Origin of the sequence: Arthrobacter sp. 9MFCol3.1 (genome assembly GCF_000620385.1) — a bacterium.
Classification (GTDB): domain Bacteria; phylum Actinomycetota; class Actinomycetes; order Actinomycetales; family Micrococcaceae; genus Arthrobacter.
Genome location: NZ_JIBJ01000006.1, coordinates 1 through 15,864 on the forward strand (window position 1 = coordinate 1; position 15,864 = coordinate 15,864).

Below are 15,864 nucleotides of genomic sequence, written 5' to 3' on the forward strand. Positions count from 1 at the left end.
TTCGGATCAGGGTTTCCAGTACCGGCACATCTCCTGGCGCGTTCTTCTGGAGGGTGCCGGCGCGGTTCAATCGATGTCCCGTAAGGGCAACTGCTACGACAACGCGGTGATCGAGAACTTCTTCGGTCACCTCAAGGAAGAGCTCTTCCACCATGTCCGGTTCATCAGCACCGACGCACTGGCAGAGGCGCTGCACGAGTACATCCGCTGGTACAACACCGAACGAATCTCAACAAAGCTCGAGGGCCTGAGCCCGCTGCAATACCGGACCCAGGCCCTCGCAGCCTAGGCTCTTACCAACCAGTCCAACTTTCGGGGACCAGTTCAGGACCACGGCTGGACATGTCCCCACCGGCATCCCGCCAGCACCGAGCATGCCCCCCCCGGGCAGCCGCGCTGAGCCGACCACATGCCGGGCATGCCCATTCTTCGCGGCTTCCCCGGCGGGGCATGCCCATTCTTGGCGCCCGGGGCTGGACATATCGGCACTATGTCCACCCGTCAGGACCACGACCGGACATGTCCCCCGGGCAGCCCGAATAGCGTGTACACCGGGCACAACCGCACCCAGAGCCCTGTCCCTGGCCCGCAGCCCTGCGCCCCGTCGCACCCTGTTCGACGTCCGCGGCGGGCGATAAAGTTATTTCATGCCCGACAGGCAGGATCACCCGCCCCTTCCGGCCACTTGGCAGCGGTGCGACGCCGGAATCCTGCCCCTGTGGTGGGATCGCTTGTGCGCCCAGACCAGTCCGCAGTCGGCGGCCCTGTTCGCCGCCGGCCTGTTCACCGAAGACCGCCGGCGCCCAATTGCCCAGTGGTACAACCCTGCCTATGACTCCGCCCTCCTCGTGGCACCGGAATCTTCCCCGGAGTGGCCGGTGCAACGGTTCGGCATCTTCTATGCGCCCCCGGGCGGCGGATTCACCCAGGTGCACTCGGCGCCGCATGAATGGCACCCGCGGGAGCCGCGGAAGTCACCCACCGAGCAGGAGGCCTTCCAGGCAGCGGTCGCCGAGGCCCAGCGCTTCCTCCAGGTGGAAATGTACTTCGTCTGATCCCGCCACCTGAACTGCCCTTGGGACGTCCGGCTGGAAGCCCAGCCCGCTGACGGAGTAACAAACGGAGAAATAAAAAAGGCCCCGCGGCTGGTTTTCACCGGCCGCGGGACCTGTCCGCTCCTCCTGCTGGACTTGAACCAGCAACCCTTCGATTAACAGTCGAATGCTCTGCCAATTGAGCTAAGGAGGAATGAAGCAGGTACGACATTAGCAAAGGTTTTGCCGGTAGGGAAATCGGCCGCGGAGCCGGCGCCAGCCAGTCACGAAATACCCCCTCCGGGTATAAAAAAGTCCCCGTTCCGGAACCCGGAACGGGGACTGCGCGCTCCTCCTGCTGGACTTGAACCAGCAACCCTTCGATTAACAGTCGAATGCTCTGCCAATTGAGCTAAGGAGGAATGAAGCGGGTATAAGCCTAGCAAACACCAGCCCGGGAAACGAAATCGGCGGCTCAGGCGTCCGAGCGCAGGGACCGCCGCTGCATCTCAAGCTGCATGAGTTCGCGATTCAGCCGCTGGAATTCCTCGGGGTCAGCCGAGGCGTCCAGGCGCTGCAGCTGGCCCATCTTCTCGGCCTTGACCCGGGTGATCTGGAGTTCGAACAAGCGGGCGAGGATGTCCTTGCAGTAGCGCAGGACGCCTTCGGGAGTGTTGGCCGGCAGGGGCACCACGGAGAGCTCGGACACGAGCGGGCGCAGCGGTTCAGGGACCTCCTGCAGCAACTGCTCGACCCAGCGCACCGGGTCGCCGGAAAACCCGAGTCCGGTGGCCCGGATGGCCTCGTGGATGGCCAGATAGGCGGGGGTGGAGAACCGCGCTTCCGAGAAGCGCTGCCAAGTCTCGCCCTCGAGCATGCCGGGTTCCTGCAGCGCGACCTCGAGCGCCTGACGCTCCATCGCCGCCACGGGGTCCCGGGGATCAGGGCGATTGAAGGACGGGAGTACGGCCGACGGCGGCAAGGGGGCAACGCCGGGCGCGGTCCCGGCGTAGCCGCGGCCGGACCCGGCATAGCCCTGCCCGCCGCCCTGCCCATGGCTCTGGGCCTGGCCGCCGCCCGGCGGAGCCGATGCGGCCTGCGCGGCGCGCTTGGTCGCCGCACCGACGGCCCTGCTGACCTCCTCGACCGGCATCCCCAGCCAGCCGGCGAGCTCCCGGGCATAGGCCGGCCGGATTCCGGCGTCGCGGATCTGCGCCACCACGGGCGCGGATTCACGCAGGGCCGCGATCCGGCCCTCGACGGTGTCCAGATTGTGCCGCTTCAGGGTGGCCCGGATGGCAAACTCAAACAGCGGTCGGCGGCTCCCGATCAAGTCCCGGACGGCGGAGTCGCCCTTGGACTGGCGCAGTTCGCAGGGGTCTGCGCCGTTGGGTTCGACCGCAACGAAGGTTTGCGCGACAAACCGCTGGTCCTCTTCGAAGGCGCGCAGGGCCGCCTTCTGCCCGGCGGCGTCGCCGTCGAAGGTGAAGATGACCTCTCCCCCGCTCCCGTCATCGGAGAGCAGCCGGCGGGCGATCTTGATGTGCTCGGTGCCGAAGGCGGTCCCGCACGTGGCTACGGCCGTCGGAATTCCGGCCAGGTGGCAGGCCATGACGTCGGTGTAGCCTTCGACGACCACCAGCTGGCGGTCCTTGGCGATGTTCCGCTTGGCGAGGTCGATTCCGTAGAGGACCTGGGACTTCTTATAGAGCGCGGTTTCGGGGGTGTTCAGGTACTTCGGACCTTGGTCGTCCTCGTAGAGCTTGCGTGCGCCGAAGCCGATGGTGTCGCCGGCGATGTCCCGGATCGGCCAGATCAGCCGGCCGCGGAAACGGTCATAAATCCCCCGGCCACCTTCTGAAAACATGCCTGTGAGCTTGAGCTCGGCGTCCGTGTAGCCGCGGCCGCGAAGGTGTTTGAGGAGCGAGTCCCAGCCCTGCGGTGCGTAGCCCACACCAAACTGTTCGGCCGCCGCACGGTCGAAGCCGCGCCCGTAGAGGAAGTTGCGGCCCTCCGCGGCGCCGGGGGTCAGCAGCTGGGCGCGGAAGAACTCGTCGGCCACCTTGTGCGCGTCCAGGAGACGCTGGCGCCGGCCGATGTCCTCCCGGTTGGGCCCGGACCCGCCGTCCTCGTAGTGGAGCTCGAAGCCGATCCGGTGGGCCAGCTTCTCGACGGCCTCGTGGAAGGAGATGTGGTCCAGCTTTTGGACGAAGGAGATGACGTCGCCGTCCTCGCCGCAGCCAAAGCAGTGGTACCGGCCAACCTGGGGGCGAACCGTGAAAGAGGGTGAGCGTTCGTCGTGGAAGGGGCACAGACCCTTGTAGGACCCCAGCCCGGCACCCTTGAGCGTCACGTAGCCATCGACGACTTCCTTGATGTCGGTGCGCTGGCGCACTTCATCGATGTCTTCACGTTTGATCAGGCCGGCCACAGTGCCATCCTAGTCCCCGGGTACGACGCCGACGGTCCGGTCATGGCGGTCTTCACCACAGCGACGGCAGGCTGCCCACGAGACGCTCGTACATGGCCAGCGCCGAGCCGTCCGTCAGCGACGCGACCTGATCGATGACGACGCGCAGCCGCGCGGCGTCGTCGCCCGCGTCGAGCCAGTCGGCGGCGAACATCGGCTCCAGGTGACGCTCCCCCGTGGCGCTGAGCGCAGTGACGAGGGCATGCAGGACCTCGCGCTGGCGCTCATAGATGGGCTGCCGGTGTTCGGTGGTCATCACGAAGGTAGTGGCGAGGCCCTTCATCACCGCGATTTCCATGACGGTCTCATCCGGGACGATCAGCTCCGCGTTGTAACGGGTCAGGTTTTCCGGGCCGTAGACCGTGCGGGTGGCCTCCAGCGCGCTCTGGCAGAAGCGGCCGATGAGCTGGCTGGTCATGTCCTTGAGCGCCGCCATGGCCTTACGGCTGCCGTCGGCCTCGCGCACCCAGACATCCGTGGCCTCGAGCCGGGCCAGCGCGGCGTCGATCGCGGCGGGATCGTTGTGCGGCAGATACCACTGCTTGGCGTAACCGACGACGCGGGCGCGGTGGTCCGGGTTGTCCATCCAGCGCAGCTGGAAATGCCCTGCCACGATCGCGTCCTCGACGTCGTGCACCGAGTAGGAGATATCGTCCGCCAGGTCCATGACCTGCGCTTCGAGGCAGGACCGGCGTTCCGGGGCGCCGTCGCGGATCCAGTCGAAAATGGGGAGGTCGTCCTCGTAGGCGCCGAACTTGCTGGTCCGCTCCCCGTGGATGACCGGGGCGTTTACAGCGGACCACGGGTATTTGGCAGCGGCGTCGAGGCTGGCCCGGGTCAGGTTCAGGCCGGCCGGCCGGCCGTCGGCGGCCAGGACCTTTGGCTCCAGCCGGCTCAGCAGCCGCAGCGTCTGGGCGTTGCCTTCGAAGCCTCCGATCGCGTGCGCCACCTCGTTGAGGGCCGCTTCGCCATTGTGGCCGAAAGGCGGGTGGCCCAGGTCATGGCTAAGGCATGCGGTGTCCACGACGTCGGGGTCACAGCCCAGCGCACGGCCCAGTTCGCGGCCCACCTGGGCGACTTCGAGGCTGTGGGTGAGCCGGGTCCGGACGAAGTCGTCGGTATCCGGGGCCACCACCTGGGTCTTCGCGCCGAGCCGGCGCAGCGCAGAGGAGTGCAGGACCCGTGCACGGTCACGCTCGAAGTCCGACCGGTAAGTGCTCTTGGGCGGCTCCTCAACCCAGCGGGCCCAGTCGCGGGAGGTGTAGCCGTCCAGGACGGGGGCGGTGGTCCGGGTCTCAGCCACCGGAGACGTCCAGTTCGGCGAAGGAGATGTCGCGGGTCTGCGCGTCGTCCAGCGTCCGGTTCAGCAGCCAGTCCTTCGGGAGTGCCGGTTTTTTCGGAGAGCCGGCGCGGCCGCGCGGACCCTCGGCGTCGCCTCCGGGATACGGCGAGTCGAGGTCCAGCTGGTCCAGGGTCCCGCGCAGCACCTCCAGGCTGGTGACGAGCGCCAGCTTGGTCCGCAGTTCGCTGCCGACCACGTAGCCCTTGAAGTACCAGGCAATGTGCTTGCGGATTTCGCGCAGGGCCTTGCCCTCGTCCCCGAACGTCTCGACCATGAGCTCGGCGTGCCGGTACACGCTCTCGGCCACCTGGCGCAGGTCCGGCCGGTGCCGCTGGTCGCTGCCTTCGAACGCGGCCATGAGGTCGCCGAACAGCCAGGGCCTGCCCTGGCAGCCGCGGCCGACGACGACGCCGTCCACACCCGTTTCGCGGACCATCCGGACCGCGTCCTCCGCGGACCAGATATCTCCGTTGCCGAGGACGGGAATGTCCGGCAGCGCCTCACGCAGCCGGGCAATGGCGGACCAGTCGGCCTGGCCGGAATAGAACTGGGCGGCCGTGCGGCCGTGAAGGGCGACGGCGGCGACGCCGGAATCGCGGGCGATCCGGCCGGCATCGAGGTAGGTCAGGTGGTCCTCGTCGATGCCCTTGCGCATCTTGATGGTCAGCGGGACGTTGCCCTTGGAGGCTTCCTTCACCGCTGTCTGGACGATCGAGGTGAAGAGGTCGATCTTCCACGGCAGGGCCGATCCGCCGCCGCGCCGGGTGACCTTGGGCACGGGGCAGCCGAAGTTGAGGTCGATGTGGTCCGCCCGGTCCTCCTCGACCAGCATCCGGACGGCCTGTCCGACGGTGACGGGGTCCACGCCGTACAGCTGGACGGAGCGGACTTTTTCGTCGTCGTCGTGCGAAATGATGCGCAGCGACTCCGGCGTGCGCTCGACGAGGGCGCGGGAGGTGACCATCTCCGCCACATACAGGCCGCCGCCGTATTCACGGCACAGCCTGCGGAAGGCGGAGTTGGTGATGCCCGCCATGGGCGCCAGGATCACGGGGGTGTCCACGGTGATCGGGCCCAGCTTCAGGGGCGGGAGTTCCAGCTTGGGGGCGGGAGGGGTTGCTACAACAGTCACCCGACCATTGTCTCAAAGACGGGCAAATCGGCCCGGTCCCGCTCCCGCTATGTGGAAATCTCCCCTCTACGGCAGCGTTTGGGCGCCGCAGATCCCCCGTCAGCCCCGCAGTGCGGCCCGCCGCCCGCGGCGGGTGGCAGCACCGGCGCCGTCGGACCCGCCCGATTCGGACCCGCCCGGTTCGGACCCGCCCCAATCCGGCGCGGTCCGGTCCGGCCGGCCCCGATCCGTCCGGCTCCGATCCGGCGCGTCCCCATCCAGACGGCCCACATCCGGCTGGCCCACATCCGATGCGGACCTTGCCACCACACCGCCCCTGATGCCGGTGGCCTTGACCACCAGCACAGCGATGAGGGTGGTGACCGGCACGGCCAGGACGAGTCCCACGGAGCCGACGAGGGTGCGGATGACTTCCTCGGAGAGCTCGGCGCTGGTCAGGGCGTCCCCGAGCGGCCGCTCGTAGAGCATGACCAGGATCAGCACCGGCAGGGCCGCACCGGCGTAGGCAAACGCGATGGTGTAGACGGTGGAGGCGATGTGGTCCCGGCCGATCCGCATGGCGGACGTGAAGAGCTGCCGGGCGCTGGTTTCGGGGGCGAGTTCCCACAGTTCCCAGACGGCCGAGGACTGCGTGATGGTGACGTCGTTGAGCACGCCCAGCCCGGAAATGATCAGTCCGCACAGGATGATGCCGGAAATCGAGATGTTGTCCGAGATGTTGGTCAGTGTGGCAGCGTCGTGGCTGCCCACACCGGCGAGGTTGGCGGCGTCGGTGGCCCAGGCCGCCAGCAGCGCTGTGATGGCGAGGCCGAACATCGTCCCGAGCAGCGCCGTCGACGTGCGGGCCGAGAAGCCGTGGGCGAAGTAGAGCACCCCGATCATGATCACCGTGGATCCCACGAGCGCCAGCAGCAGCGGCGGCTTGCCCTCGACCAGCCCGGGCAGCATGAATGAGACAAGCACGACGTAGGCGCCGACGAGTCCGATCAGCGCCCGCAGGCCGCGCCAGCGCGCCACGGCGATCACGACGACGGCGTAGAGCACGGCCAGGAAGATGATGGGCAGTGTCCGGACAAAGTCGACGAAGACGTAGGCCGGCGCGCCCTGGCCCGCGGCGCCCTGCACCCTCGAGAGGTTCAGGTAGCGGATGCCGTCCCCGGGCTTCACGCCGTGGGACTTCGCCACGTCGGGGTTGATGACCACCTTCACCGGGTTGCCGCCCTTGTCCGGCTCGGTGTAGGCAAACGTGCATTGCGAGCCCTCGTTCGGGGGCTGCGGCGCGGCGCCGGAACCGGGGGCGCCCTGCTGGGCCGCGGCGTCGCCGCCGGCCTGGACATCTGAACAGCTGCCGACGACGACCCGCTGGATCTTGCCGGTATCAAACGTCACCCCCGGGGCCGCCGCGTACGGGCTGGCCAGCGTGATGCCTTCCTTGCTTCCCGAGGGCCACATGAAGGCCATGGCCGCCAGGGTCAGCAGCGTCAGCGGGATCAGGATGGCCGCCAGGATCCAGTTGGCCTTCCTCCGCGCCGCCAGCATTTGAGGCGTGGGCTCCGGATGTTCGTTATGGGAGTGCGAGTGTCCGGCGCCCATCAGCAGTTCAACCTCATGCCGAAAACTCTACGGCGTGGGCGGGGCCGCCCCGGACCGATGGCGCCGCGCTTACGCCGGCGCGATGTTCTGGTTGACGTGGAAGAGGTTCTGCGGATCGTACTTGGCTTTGACCTCCCTCAGCCGCTTGTAGTTCTCCCCGTAGTTCTCCGCAATCCTGGGCAGATCATCCCCGTCCATGAAGTTGATGTAGCCGCCGGGAGCCGAATAGGGCCGCAGCGCGGCCGCGTAGTCCCGTACCCACGCGATGTTTGCCTCGTTTTCCGCGGGGTCCAGCCACTGCGCCGCGATCACGGGCGAGAACTTCACGTTCCGGTTGGCGAACGCCGTGTCCGTGGCGCCCACCCGCTGGACCGCACCATCGATGGGGTAGAGGTGAACCGCGGTCTGCACGCTGGGGACCTTGCTGCCGTGTTCGATGTGCGCGGCGATGGCGCCGTCGTTGAGCTCGGCCAGAAAATCCGCTTTCCAGTAGGCCTGCATGCCGGGGGGCTGCAGCGGGTCGAAAGCGGTGTTCAAGGCGGGGTACGGCATCGGCCCCACCATGGATCCCGCCGCCGGTGCGGCGTCCAGGAACGGCTGCCAGCGTGCCGGCCCTTCCGCCGGATCGCCGGTCCACATGCCGACGACGACGCACACCGGTTTGCCGTGCCACTCCTCGGGCAGGAACGGAACTGGCGGACCTTGGTGGAAGCCCAGGAATGCGCCAAACTCTTCGGGGGCGCTGGCCATGTGGTCCCGGTAGAACCTTGCCACCGTCTCAGCATGCTCGATGGGGTAAATGATGATGCCGGCGTGGACCATGTCCACGGGGTGCATCCTGTACTCGAACGATGTCACGACGCCGAAGTTCCCGCCGCCGCCGCGCAACGCCCAGAACAGGTCCTCGTTCTCGCTTTCGCTGGCGGTAAGGAACTTGCCCTCGGCCGTGACGACGTCGGCGGAGAGGAGGTTGTCGCAGCTGAGGCCGTACTTGCGGCTCAGGTACCCGATGCCGCCGCCGAGGGTCAGCCCGGCGATGCCGGTCGAGCCGACAATGCCGCCAGGAGTTGCCAGCCCGAAGGCATGGGTCGCGTGGTTGAAGTCGGCCCACGTCGCACCCGGCTCCGCGCGCGCCGTCGCGGCTGCGGGGTCGACCCGGACGCCGGTCATGTTGGAGAAGTCGATGACCAGGGCGTCATCCCAGGTGCCAAAGCCCGGGGCGCTGTGTCCTCCTCCGCGGACCGCCAGGTCCAGGGCGTTGTCCCGGGCGAAGTTGACGCAGGAGATGACATCGGCCACCTGGGATACCTGGGCCACCGCTGCCGGCCTTTTATCGATCATGCCGTTGAAGACCGCACGTGCCGCGTCGTAGCCGGCGTCGCCGGGCGTGATGATCTGTCCGCGGACTTGCCCGCGCAGGCTATCGAACTGTGTTCCGTTCATTTTCTATACCGTCGATTTCGTCGTGAGATTCGACCGGACGGTCCTCTGCGCTCCCAGCCGGCGTGGCGCCCGGAGGTTTACCTGCACATGCCTACTCTTACCGGATTCCCACGTCAAGGGTTCACGGCAAGCCGCACCCATCACCGGGGGCGCCGGCTCCGAATCCATACTGGGGGACCACCTGTCTTGACGGGAGGGGGCCGCAACCTATGGTTGGTAATTGACGGACGAAGGACCGGAAGGACACATACGTGGCTATGCGCAAACTCGACGACCGCGAGCCGGAGGCGGGCCGTTCCGGGCCTGCCGCCAAAGCCGTGCTGACCATCGCCGAAGCCGCCGGGGAGACCCGCGGAGTCGCGTTGGTCCTGCACGGCGGACGGGCCGACAGTTATGACGCCGTCCGCGGCCGGCACCTGAGCCCGGCCCGGATGGTGCCCTTCGCCCGGGCGCTTCACCGGCAGGGTGGCCCGCATGGGCTGGCCGTGTGGACCCTGCGCAACCGGTACCGCGGCTGGAACGGGGAGGACATGTCCCCCGTTCACGATGCCCGCTGGGCGCTCGCCCGGATCAACCAGGAACATCCCGGCGTGCCGGTGTACCTGCTGGGCCACTCCATGGGCGGTCTCACGGCGCTGTGCGTGGCCGACACCCCGCAGGTCGAGGCCGTCGTCGCGCTCGCCCCGTGGCTCAATCACAAAACCTCGGTCCAGCCTGTCGCAGGCCGCCGGGTCCTGATCGTCCACGGGACCGAGGACCGCTGGACCAGCCCGGCGAAATCCCTGGACTATGCCCGGCGAGCCGAGGGCGTCGCCGCGTCCGTTGACTACGTCTCGCTCAAGGCTGCCGGCCACTTCATGGTCCGCCGGCTGGCGCTGTGGAACGTGCTGGCGAACGGCTACGTCCTGGATGCCTTCGGCGAGGCAACAGGCGCCGAGATCTCCGGCGCCAGGGACGCATTGCGCGGCGCCCTCGGCAGCGCCCCGCCGGCAGCCGGAACACGTATGCCGGTGGTGTTGTGATGCCGCCGTTCCCGCTCGACGCTTTCCTGGCCAGCCTGCCATGGGTCATCGCGGGACTCGTGGTGCTGCTGGGAGTGACGTTCGCGGTTGCCGTGCGGCAGAACCGGCACTCGGTCATCGACACCGTCTGGGGCCTTGGCTTCGTGGTGGTGGCCGGCATCTCCTGGGGGCTTTCCGCCGGATACGGCGACGCCGGCAGGCGGCTGCTGCTGCTCGCCCTGGTTGCGGTCTGGGGTATCCGCCTCGCCGTCCACATCGGGGCACGCGCGCGCGGCGGCCACGAGGACCCGCGCTACGTGGACATGCTTTCCGCGGCGCCCGGATCACGCAACGTCTATGCCCTGCGGCGGGTCTACCTGCCCCAGGGGCTGGTGATGTTCTTCGTCTCGCTCACCATCCAGGTCGGCATGTTCGCCACGGGAGGCCTGGGCTGGCTGGCCTTTGCCGGCGTCCTGCTCTGGATCCTGGGCTTCGTGTTCGAGACGGTCGGCGACTGGCAGCTGGCGCAGTTCAAGGCCGATCCCGCCAGGCGCGGCACCGTCCTCAACACCGGCCTGTGGCGCTACACCCGCCACCCCAACTATTTCGGCGACGCCGCCGTCTGGGCAGGGCTCTTCCTCGTGGCCGCCGATTCCTGGCCGGGGGTCCTGACCATCCTCTCCCCCGCCCTGATGATCTGGACTCTTGCCGGCAAGACCGGGAAGCCGCTGACGGAAAAAGCAATGTCCGCCCGTCCCGGTTACAAGGAATACATCGAATCCACCTCCGGCTTCCTGCCCTGGCCGCCCCGGCGGCGGGTGGGCGGGCACTGACATGCGGGGCCCGGGAGGTGCCCGGCATGGGCTGGGCTGGCGGCCCGTGAAGTGGCGGCCGGAGCCCAGCGACCGGTTCTACCGTTTCATCGTCCGCACCGGGCTGGCGCTGCGCTGGCTGTTTCGGATCCGCGTCCTCGTCACGGGCCGGGAGCATCTGCCACCCGGGCCGCCCGGCGCATCAGTCCGCGGCGCATCCACCCGCGCCCCGTCCCGTCCGGTGGTGCCCGGCCGGGGCGCCGTCGTCGCGATCACGCACTTCGGCTACCTCGACTTTGCCTTTGCCGAGATGCTGCTGTGGTGGCACAGCCGGGCCCAGCTGCGTTTCCTCGTCACGCAGGGCGCCGCCGACCACTGGTTTGCCGGCCCCGCGGTCAGCGCCGCCGGGCATGTGGTGGTCGGGTACGGGTCGGGGGCACACGCCTACGACGCCGCCGTCGCCCGGCTGAGGGAGGGCGAATACGTCGCCGTCCTGCCCGAGGCCGGCGTGAGCCGCAGCTTCACGGTGCGCGAATGCAAGACCGGTGCGGTGCGGATGGCCGCCGAGGCCGGCGTGCCGATCATCCCGGTCTCCATCTGGGGCGCCCACCGGCTGATGACCCGCCACCATGCCTTCTCGCCGCGGCGCGCCTGGCGCGCCCCGGTCCGCATCCACGTCGGCGAACCGATCCTTCCCGGCTCGCTCCCGGACCCGGCCGACGACGCCCGGACGGCGACGGCGCGCCTGGCCAAGACGCTGCAGGACGGGATCGACGCCGGCATCGCCGACTTCCCCCTGCACCCGGCCCCCGGGGCCTGGTGGATGCCGGCAGGTCTCGGCGGAGGCGCCCCGACGGAGGAGGAACGACGCCGGCTCGACGAGGCCGACGGCCCCCGGCGCGCGGGTGCCCGGCGCCGATAAGCCCTACTTCCGCCATCGTCTTGACTAAACTCCATGGGGTACAAAAAGCACTCAATGGAGAGGGACACCTGTGGCAAGCACAGTCGTGACCAAGGGCGGAACCGAAGAACGCGGTCTCGCCCGGATAGCCCAACGAATGGCGGCGTGGACGGAGCGGTGGTTCCCGGACGCCTACATCTTCGCCCTCGCCGGCGTCGTCATCATCGCGGTGGCCGCCCTGGCCATCGGCGCCACGCCCCAGGCGATCGCCGACTCGTTCGGCAACGGCTTCTGGGACCTGACGGCCTTTACCCTGCAGATGGCCATGGTGGTCCTCACCGGCTACGTCGTAGCCACCTCCCCGCCCGTTGCGGGGCTGATCAGCAGGCTGGCCCTCGTGCCGTCAACGGCGCGGACCGCGGTGAGCTTCGTGGCCGTGCTGGCCATGTCCGTGTCCTTCCTCAACTGGGGGCTCAGCCTGATCTTCGGCGGGCTGCTGGCCCGCGCGATCGCCCGCCGCAAGGACCTGACGGTGGACTACCGGGCCCTGGGCGCGGCGGCCTTCATGGGCCTCGGCGCCGTCTGGGCCCTGGGGCTGTCCTCCTCTGCCGCGCAGCTGCAGGCCACGGCCGCGTCACTGCCGCCGGCGCTGCTGAAAATCACGGGCATCCTGGACTTCGGCACCACAATTTTCACCTGGCAGTCGCTGCTGACGCTGGCCATCCTGATGGCCCTGACCACGGTGATTGCGCACTTCTCCGCACCCCAGGGCGGTTCGATCCGCACCGCAGAGGATCTGGGCGTAGACCTGGACGATGAGCCGGCCGAGTCCGCGCCGCGTTCCCGGCCGGGCGAATGGCTCGAATACAGCCGGGTCCTGCCGATCCTGGCCGGCGTCCTCACGCTCGGCTGGCTCGTCTCGCAGTTCCTCACCAAGCCGTTCCTCAGCGTGGTCAGCAGCCTCAACGGCTACCTGCTGGTGTTCCTCATCCTGGGCCTGGTCCTGCACGGGACGCCGCGGAACTTCCTGCAGGCAGTCACGAAGGCCGTCCCGGCCACCGCGGGCATCCTCGTGCAGTTCCCGCTGTACGCGGCGATGGCGGCCATCCTGACCAAGGCCACGGGAGCCGGCGGTATGAGCCTGTCCACGCACCTCGCGGCGTTCTTCTCGGACATCGGCAGCGGCGGCGGCTTCGCCGTCGTCATTGCCCTGTACACGGCCGTGCTGGGCATCCTGGTCCCCTCCGGCGGCGGAAAATGGCTGGTGGAGGCGCCCTACGTGATGCAGTCGGCCACCGACGTGCAGATGAACCTCGGCTGGACCGTGCAGATCTACAACATCGCCGAGGCGCTGCCGAACCTGGTCAACCCGTTCTTCATGCTGCCGCTGCTCGCGGTGCTGCGCCTGCGCGCCCGGGACCTGGTGGGCTTCACCTTCCTGCAGTTCGTCTTCCACCTGCCAGTGGTCCTGCTGCTTGTCTGGCTGCTGGGCATGACCTTCGACTTCGTGCCGCCGGTGATGCCCAAATAACTGCGCCCCCAACCACTGTGTCTTAACGCAGGCTGACCCGCAGCTGCGGCCGTTATCAAGCTTCATTACGGCCGCAGCTGCGGGTCAGTCGGGGTGAGGCCTAGGCCGGGTCGGAGACGACGAGCGTTTCCGAGCCCTGGACGTGGGCCTTGCCGCTCTCGAGCAGCGGTTCGACGACGGTGCGCAGGGCGGTCATTGCGTCGTCCAGTTCGAGCATCACCGGGTGCTGGTAAGCGATCAGGGCCAAGAGGTCCCGGACGGCGGCCCGGGCTTCATCCGCGCCGAGCTTGGGTTCGTGCCCGAGGAAAACCTCAGTGGGCCCGGCCGAGCCGCCGGCGCCGGCACCTGCATCTGCGCCGCCGTCGGCCCCCGGAGTTGCCGCCGCGTAGCTGATGGCGAACCCCTCCAGCCGGCCCTTGCGGCTGGCCGCGATGCCGTGCCCGAAGGCGCTGGCCTTGGGCGCCCGCAGCACGATCGCTCCGTGGGCGCCGCTGAGGTCATCGAGGAACAGGCGCTGCACTGCGGCGACGCTCAGCTCCCCCGGGCTGTCCCAGCCGTGCACGGCGGTGTAGTAGCGTCCCACGACGTCGCTGAGCTCCACCGAGCCTGTGGCCAGGTCTTCGACCTGGTCGGTGGCCGCGGACTCCGACCCGTCGCCGAACACCGGCAGCTTGAGCGGTGCCGGGTCAACCACGACGAGGCGGGAACGCTGGATCGGGGCCAGGCCCGCGGCCTCGGCAAACGCCGCCCCGGGGGTGCCCGGCTCCACTTTGCAGCGCAGTCTGGATACGCCCGACGGCGCCTGGGCGGCCTCGTGCCGCAGCATGGTCAGCAGCGTGGACCCGAGGCCGGCGCGGCGGTGGTCCCGGGCGACCTCGACATACGCCCAGAGCCGTTCCGGGTGCAGCGAGGCCTCGTGGACCACGGCGGCCGCCACGGGAATGGCGACACCGTCCACGACGTCCTCGGCCACGATGCAGCGGCGCCACGGCGAGTTGCCCGAGGGCGCCAGCGTGCCGCGGAATTGTCCGGCCTGGACGGTCTCAGGGCCGCCCCAGATTTCCAGCAGGGCCAGGTCGTCGCCTTCCCGCCATTCCCGGTATGCGATGGCCATGATCAGGCGCCGATCAGCCGTGCGGCCAGGTAACCCTCCACCTTGTCCAGGGAGACGCGTTCCTGGCTCATGGTGTCGCGTTCGCGGATGGTGACGGCCTGGTCCTCGAGCGTGTCGAAGTCCACGGTGATGCAGAACGGGGTGCCGATCTCGTCCTGGCGGCGGTAGCGGCGGCCGATGGCGCCGGCGTCGTCGAACTCGATGTTCCAGCTCTTGCGCAGCTGCGCTGCGAGGTCCTTGGCCTTCGGGGACAGGTCCTCGTTGCGGCTCAGCGGCAGCACGGCAGCCTTCACCGGCGCCAGGCGCGGATCGAGCTTGAGCACGGTGCGGATGTCCACCCCGCCCTTGGCGTTGGGGGCCTCGTCCTCGGTGTAGGCATCGATCATGAAGGCCATGAACGAGCGGGTGAGGCCGGCGGCGGGCTCGATCACGTACGGGGTATAGCGCTCGTTGGTGGCCTGGTTGAAGTAGCTCAGGTCCGCGCCGGAGGCCTTGGCGTGGGTAGAGAGGTCAAAGTCGGTGCGGTTGGCGATGCCCTCGAGCTCGCCCCACTCCGAGCCCTGGAAGCCGAAACGGTATTCGATGTCCGTGGTGCCCTTGGAGTAGTGGCTGAGCTTGTCCAGCGGGTGCTCGAAGAAGCGCAGGTTCTCTTCGCGGATGCCCAGGCCCGTGTACCAGGACATGCGTTCCTTCATCCAGTACTCGTGCCACTGCTCGTCGGTGCCGGGCTCGACGAAGAATTCCATCTCCATCTGCTCGAACTCACGGGTGCGGAAGATGAAGTTGCCGGGCGTGATCTCGTTGCGGAAGGACTTGCCGATCTGGCCGATGCCGAAAGGCGGCTTCTTCCGCGAGGTGGTCAGGACGTTGCCGAAGTTCACGAAGATGCCCTGGGCCGTCTCGGGCCGCAGGTAGTGCAGGCCTTCTTCGCTGGCGACGGGGCCAAGGTAGGTCTTGAGCAGCCCGGAGAATTCGTGCGGCTCAGTCCACTGGCCGCGGGTGCCGCAGTTGGCGCAGGCGATGTCCTTGAGGCCGTTCTCGGCGGGACGGCCCTTCTTCTCCTCGTACTCTTCTTCGAGGTGGTCCGCGCGGTAGCGCTTGTGGCAGGACAGGCACTCCACCAGCGGGTCGGAGAACACATCGACGTGGCCGGAGGCCTCCCAGACCTGGCGGGGAAGGATGACGGAGGAATCCAGGCCTACGACGTCTTCGCGGCCGCGGACGACGGACTGCCACCACTGGCGCTTGATGTTTTCCTTGAGCTCGGCGCCGAGCGGCCCGTAGTCCCAGGCAGAACGGGAGCCACCATAGATTTCACCGGCCTGGAAAACGAATCCCCGGCGCTTGGCGAGGGAAATGATCTGGTCGAGGACGGATTTTGCTGCCATGGGAACTCCAATTTTCTACAGGGCCGCTGGGTGCGGTCCGTGGTGTTGGCCCCGGGACGCCGGCTGGTTGCCGGCCGGGACGATACGAACAAAGCGATACGAA

The 15,864-nt window shown here is 68.3% G+C and carries 13 protein-coding genes and 2 tRNA genes; 6 read left to right on the plus strand and 9 right to left on the minus strand.

Features of this window, described 5'->3' with window-relative positions:
* On the plus strand, positions 1-289 hold a 289-nt coding region (locus C560_RS0107185), incomplete at its 5' end, for an IS3 family transposase (protein ID WP_026537666.1).
* Positions 290-647: 358 nt separating this feature from the next.
* Complete coding sequence (locus C560_RS0107190; RefSeq protein ID WP_026537667.1) at positions 648-1,055, plus strand: hypothetical protein; 408 nt, start codon at positions 648-650, stop codon at positions 1,053-1,055.
* A gap of 120 nt (positions 1,056-1,175) precedes the next feature.
* Here C560_RS0107190 and C560_RS0107195 read toward each other — a convergent pair.
* The 7 genes from C560_RS0107195 to C560_RS0107225 form a co-directional block, all read right to left on the minus strand.
* A tRNA-Asn gene (locus C560_RS0107195) sits at positions 1,176-1,248 on the minus strand.
* 135 nt (positions 1,249-1,383) lie between these two features.
* Positions 1,384-1,456 (minus strand) — tRNA-Asn (locus C560_RS0107200).
* Positions 1,457-1,509: 53 nt separating this feature from the next.
* Positions 1,510-3,465: a DNA primase gene (gene dnaG / locus C560_RS0107205; protein ID WP_026537668.1), complete on the minus strand. Its 1,956-nt coding sequence runs from the start codon at positions 3,463-3,465 to the stop codon at positions 1,510-1,512.
* Positions 3,466-3,517: 52 nt separating this feature from the next.
* Positions 3,518-4,807 (minus strand): deoxyguanosinetriphosphate triphosphohydrolase, encoded by a 1,290-nt coding sequence (locus C560_RS0107210; protein WP_026537669.1) that lies wholly within the window; start codon positions 4,805-4,807, stop codon positions 3,518-3,520.
* Entirely contained in the window at positions 4,800-5,978 is a 1,179-nt protein-coding gene (gene dusB, locus C560_RS0107215; RefSeq protein ID WP_018774562.1) for a tRNA dihydrouridine synthase DusB, read from the minus strand. The genes C560_RS0107210 and dusB overlap by 8 nt, the downstream gene beginning before the upstream one ends.
* 99 nt (positions 5,979-6,077) lie before the next feature.
* Positions 6,078-7,571 carry a YibE/F family protein gene (locus tag C560_RS0107220; RefSeq protein ID WP_231494290.1) on the minus strand — a complete coding sequence of 498 codons (1,494 nt, stop codon included), beginning with the start codon at positions 7,569-7,571 and terminating at the stop codon, positions 6,078-6,080.
* Positions 7,572-7,640: 69 nt separating this feature from the next.
* Positions 7,641-9,014: an FAD-binding oxidoreductase gene (locus C560_RS0107225; RefSeq protein WP_026537671.1), complete on the minus strand. Its 1,374-nt coding sequence runs from the start codon at positions 9,012-9,014 to the stop codon at positions 7,641-7,643.
* Positions 9,015-9,271: 257 nt separating this feature from the next.
* Here C560_RS0107225 and C560_RS21395 point away from each other — a divergent pair, with 257 nt between their 5' ends.
* The 4 genes from C560_RS21395 to C560_RS0107250 all read left to right on the plus strand — a co-directional run bounded on the left by C560_RS21395 (position 9,272) and on the right by C560_RS0107250 (position 13,259).
* The gene (locus C560_RS21395) at positions 9,272-10,036 is read left to right on the plus strand and encodes an alpha/beta hydrolase (protein WP_043422761.1); all 765 of its coding nucleotides are present in this window, start codon (positions 9,272-9,274) and stop codon (positions 10,034-10,036) included.
* Positions 10,036-10,848 (plus strand): DUF1295 domain-containing protein, encoded by an 813-nt coding sequence (locus C560_RS0107235; RefSeq protein WP_026537672.1) that lies wholly within the window; start codon positions 10,036-10,038, stop codon positions 10,846-10,848. The genes C560_RS21395 and C560_RS0107235 overlap by 1 nt, the downstream gene beginning before the upstream one ends.
* A gap of 46 nt (positions 10,849-10,894) precedes the next feature.
* Positions 10,895-11,749, plus strand: a complete 855-nt coding sequence (locus C560_RS0107245) for a lysophospholipid acyltransferase family protein (RefSeq protein WP_026537673.1) — start codon at positions 10,895-10,897, stop codon at positions 11,747-11,749.
* Between the two features lie 70 nt (positions 11,750-11,819).
* Entirely contained in the window at positions 11,820-13,259 is a 1,440-nt protein-coding gene (locus tag C560_RS0107250; protein WP_081801647.1) for a short-chain fatty acid transporter, read from the plus strand.
* Between the two features lie 100 nt (positions 13,260-13,359).
* Here the strand turns inward: C560_RS0107250 and C560_RS0107255 are convergent, their stop codons facing one another.
* The gene (locus tag C560_RS0107255) at positions 13,360-14,373 is read right to left on the minus strand and encodes a GNAT family N-acetyltransferase (protein WP_026537675.1); all 1,014 of its coding nucleotides are present in this window, start codon (positions 14,371-14,373) and stop codon (positions 13,360-13,362) included.
* A gap of 2 nt (positions 14,374-14,375) precedes the next feature.
* The gene (locus C560_RS0107260) at positions 14,376-15,761 is read right to left on the minus strand and encodes a glycine--tRNA ligase (protein WP_018774570.1); all 1,386 of its coding nucleotides are present in this window, start codon (positions 15,759-15,761) and stop codon (positions 14,376-14,378) included.
* Positions 15,762-15,864: the final 103 nt, after the last annotated feature.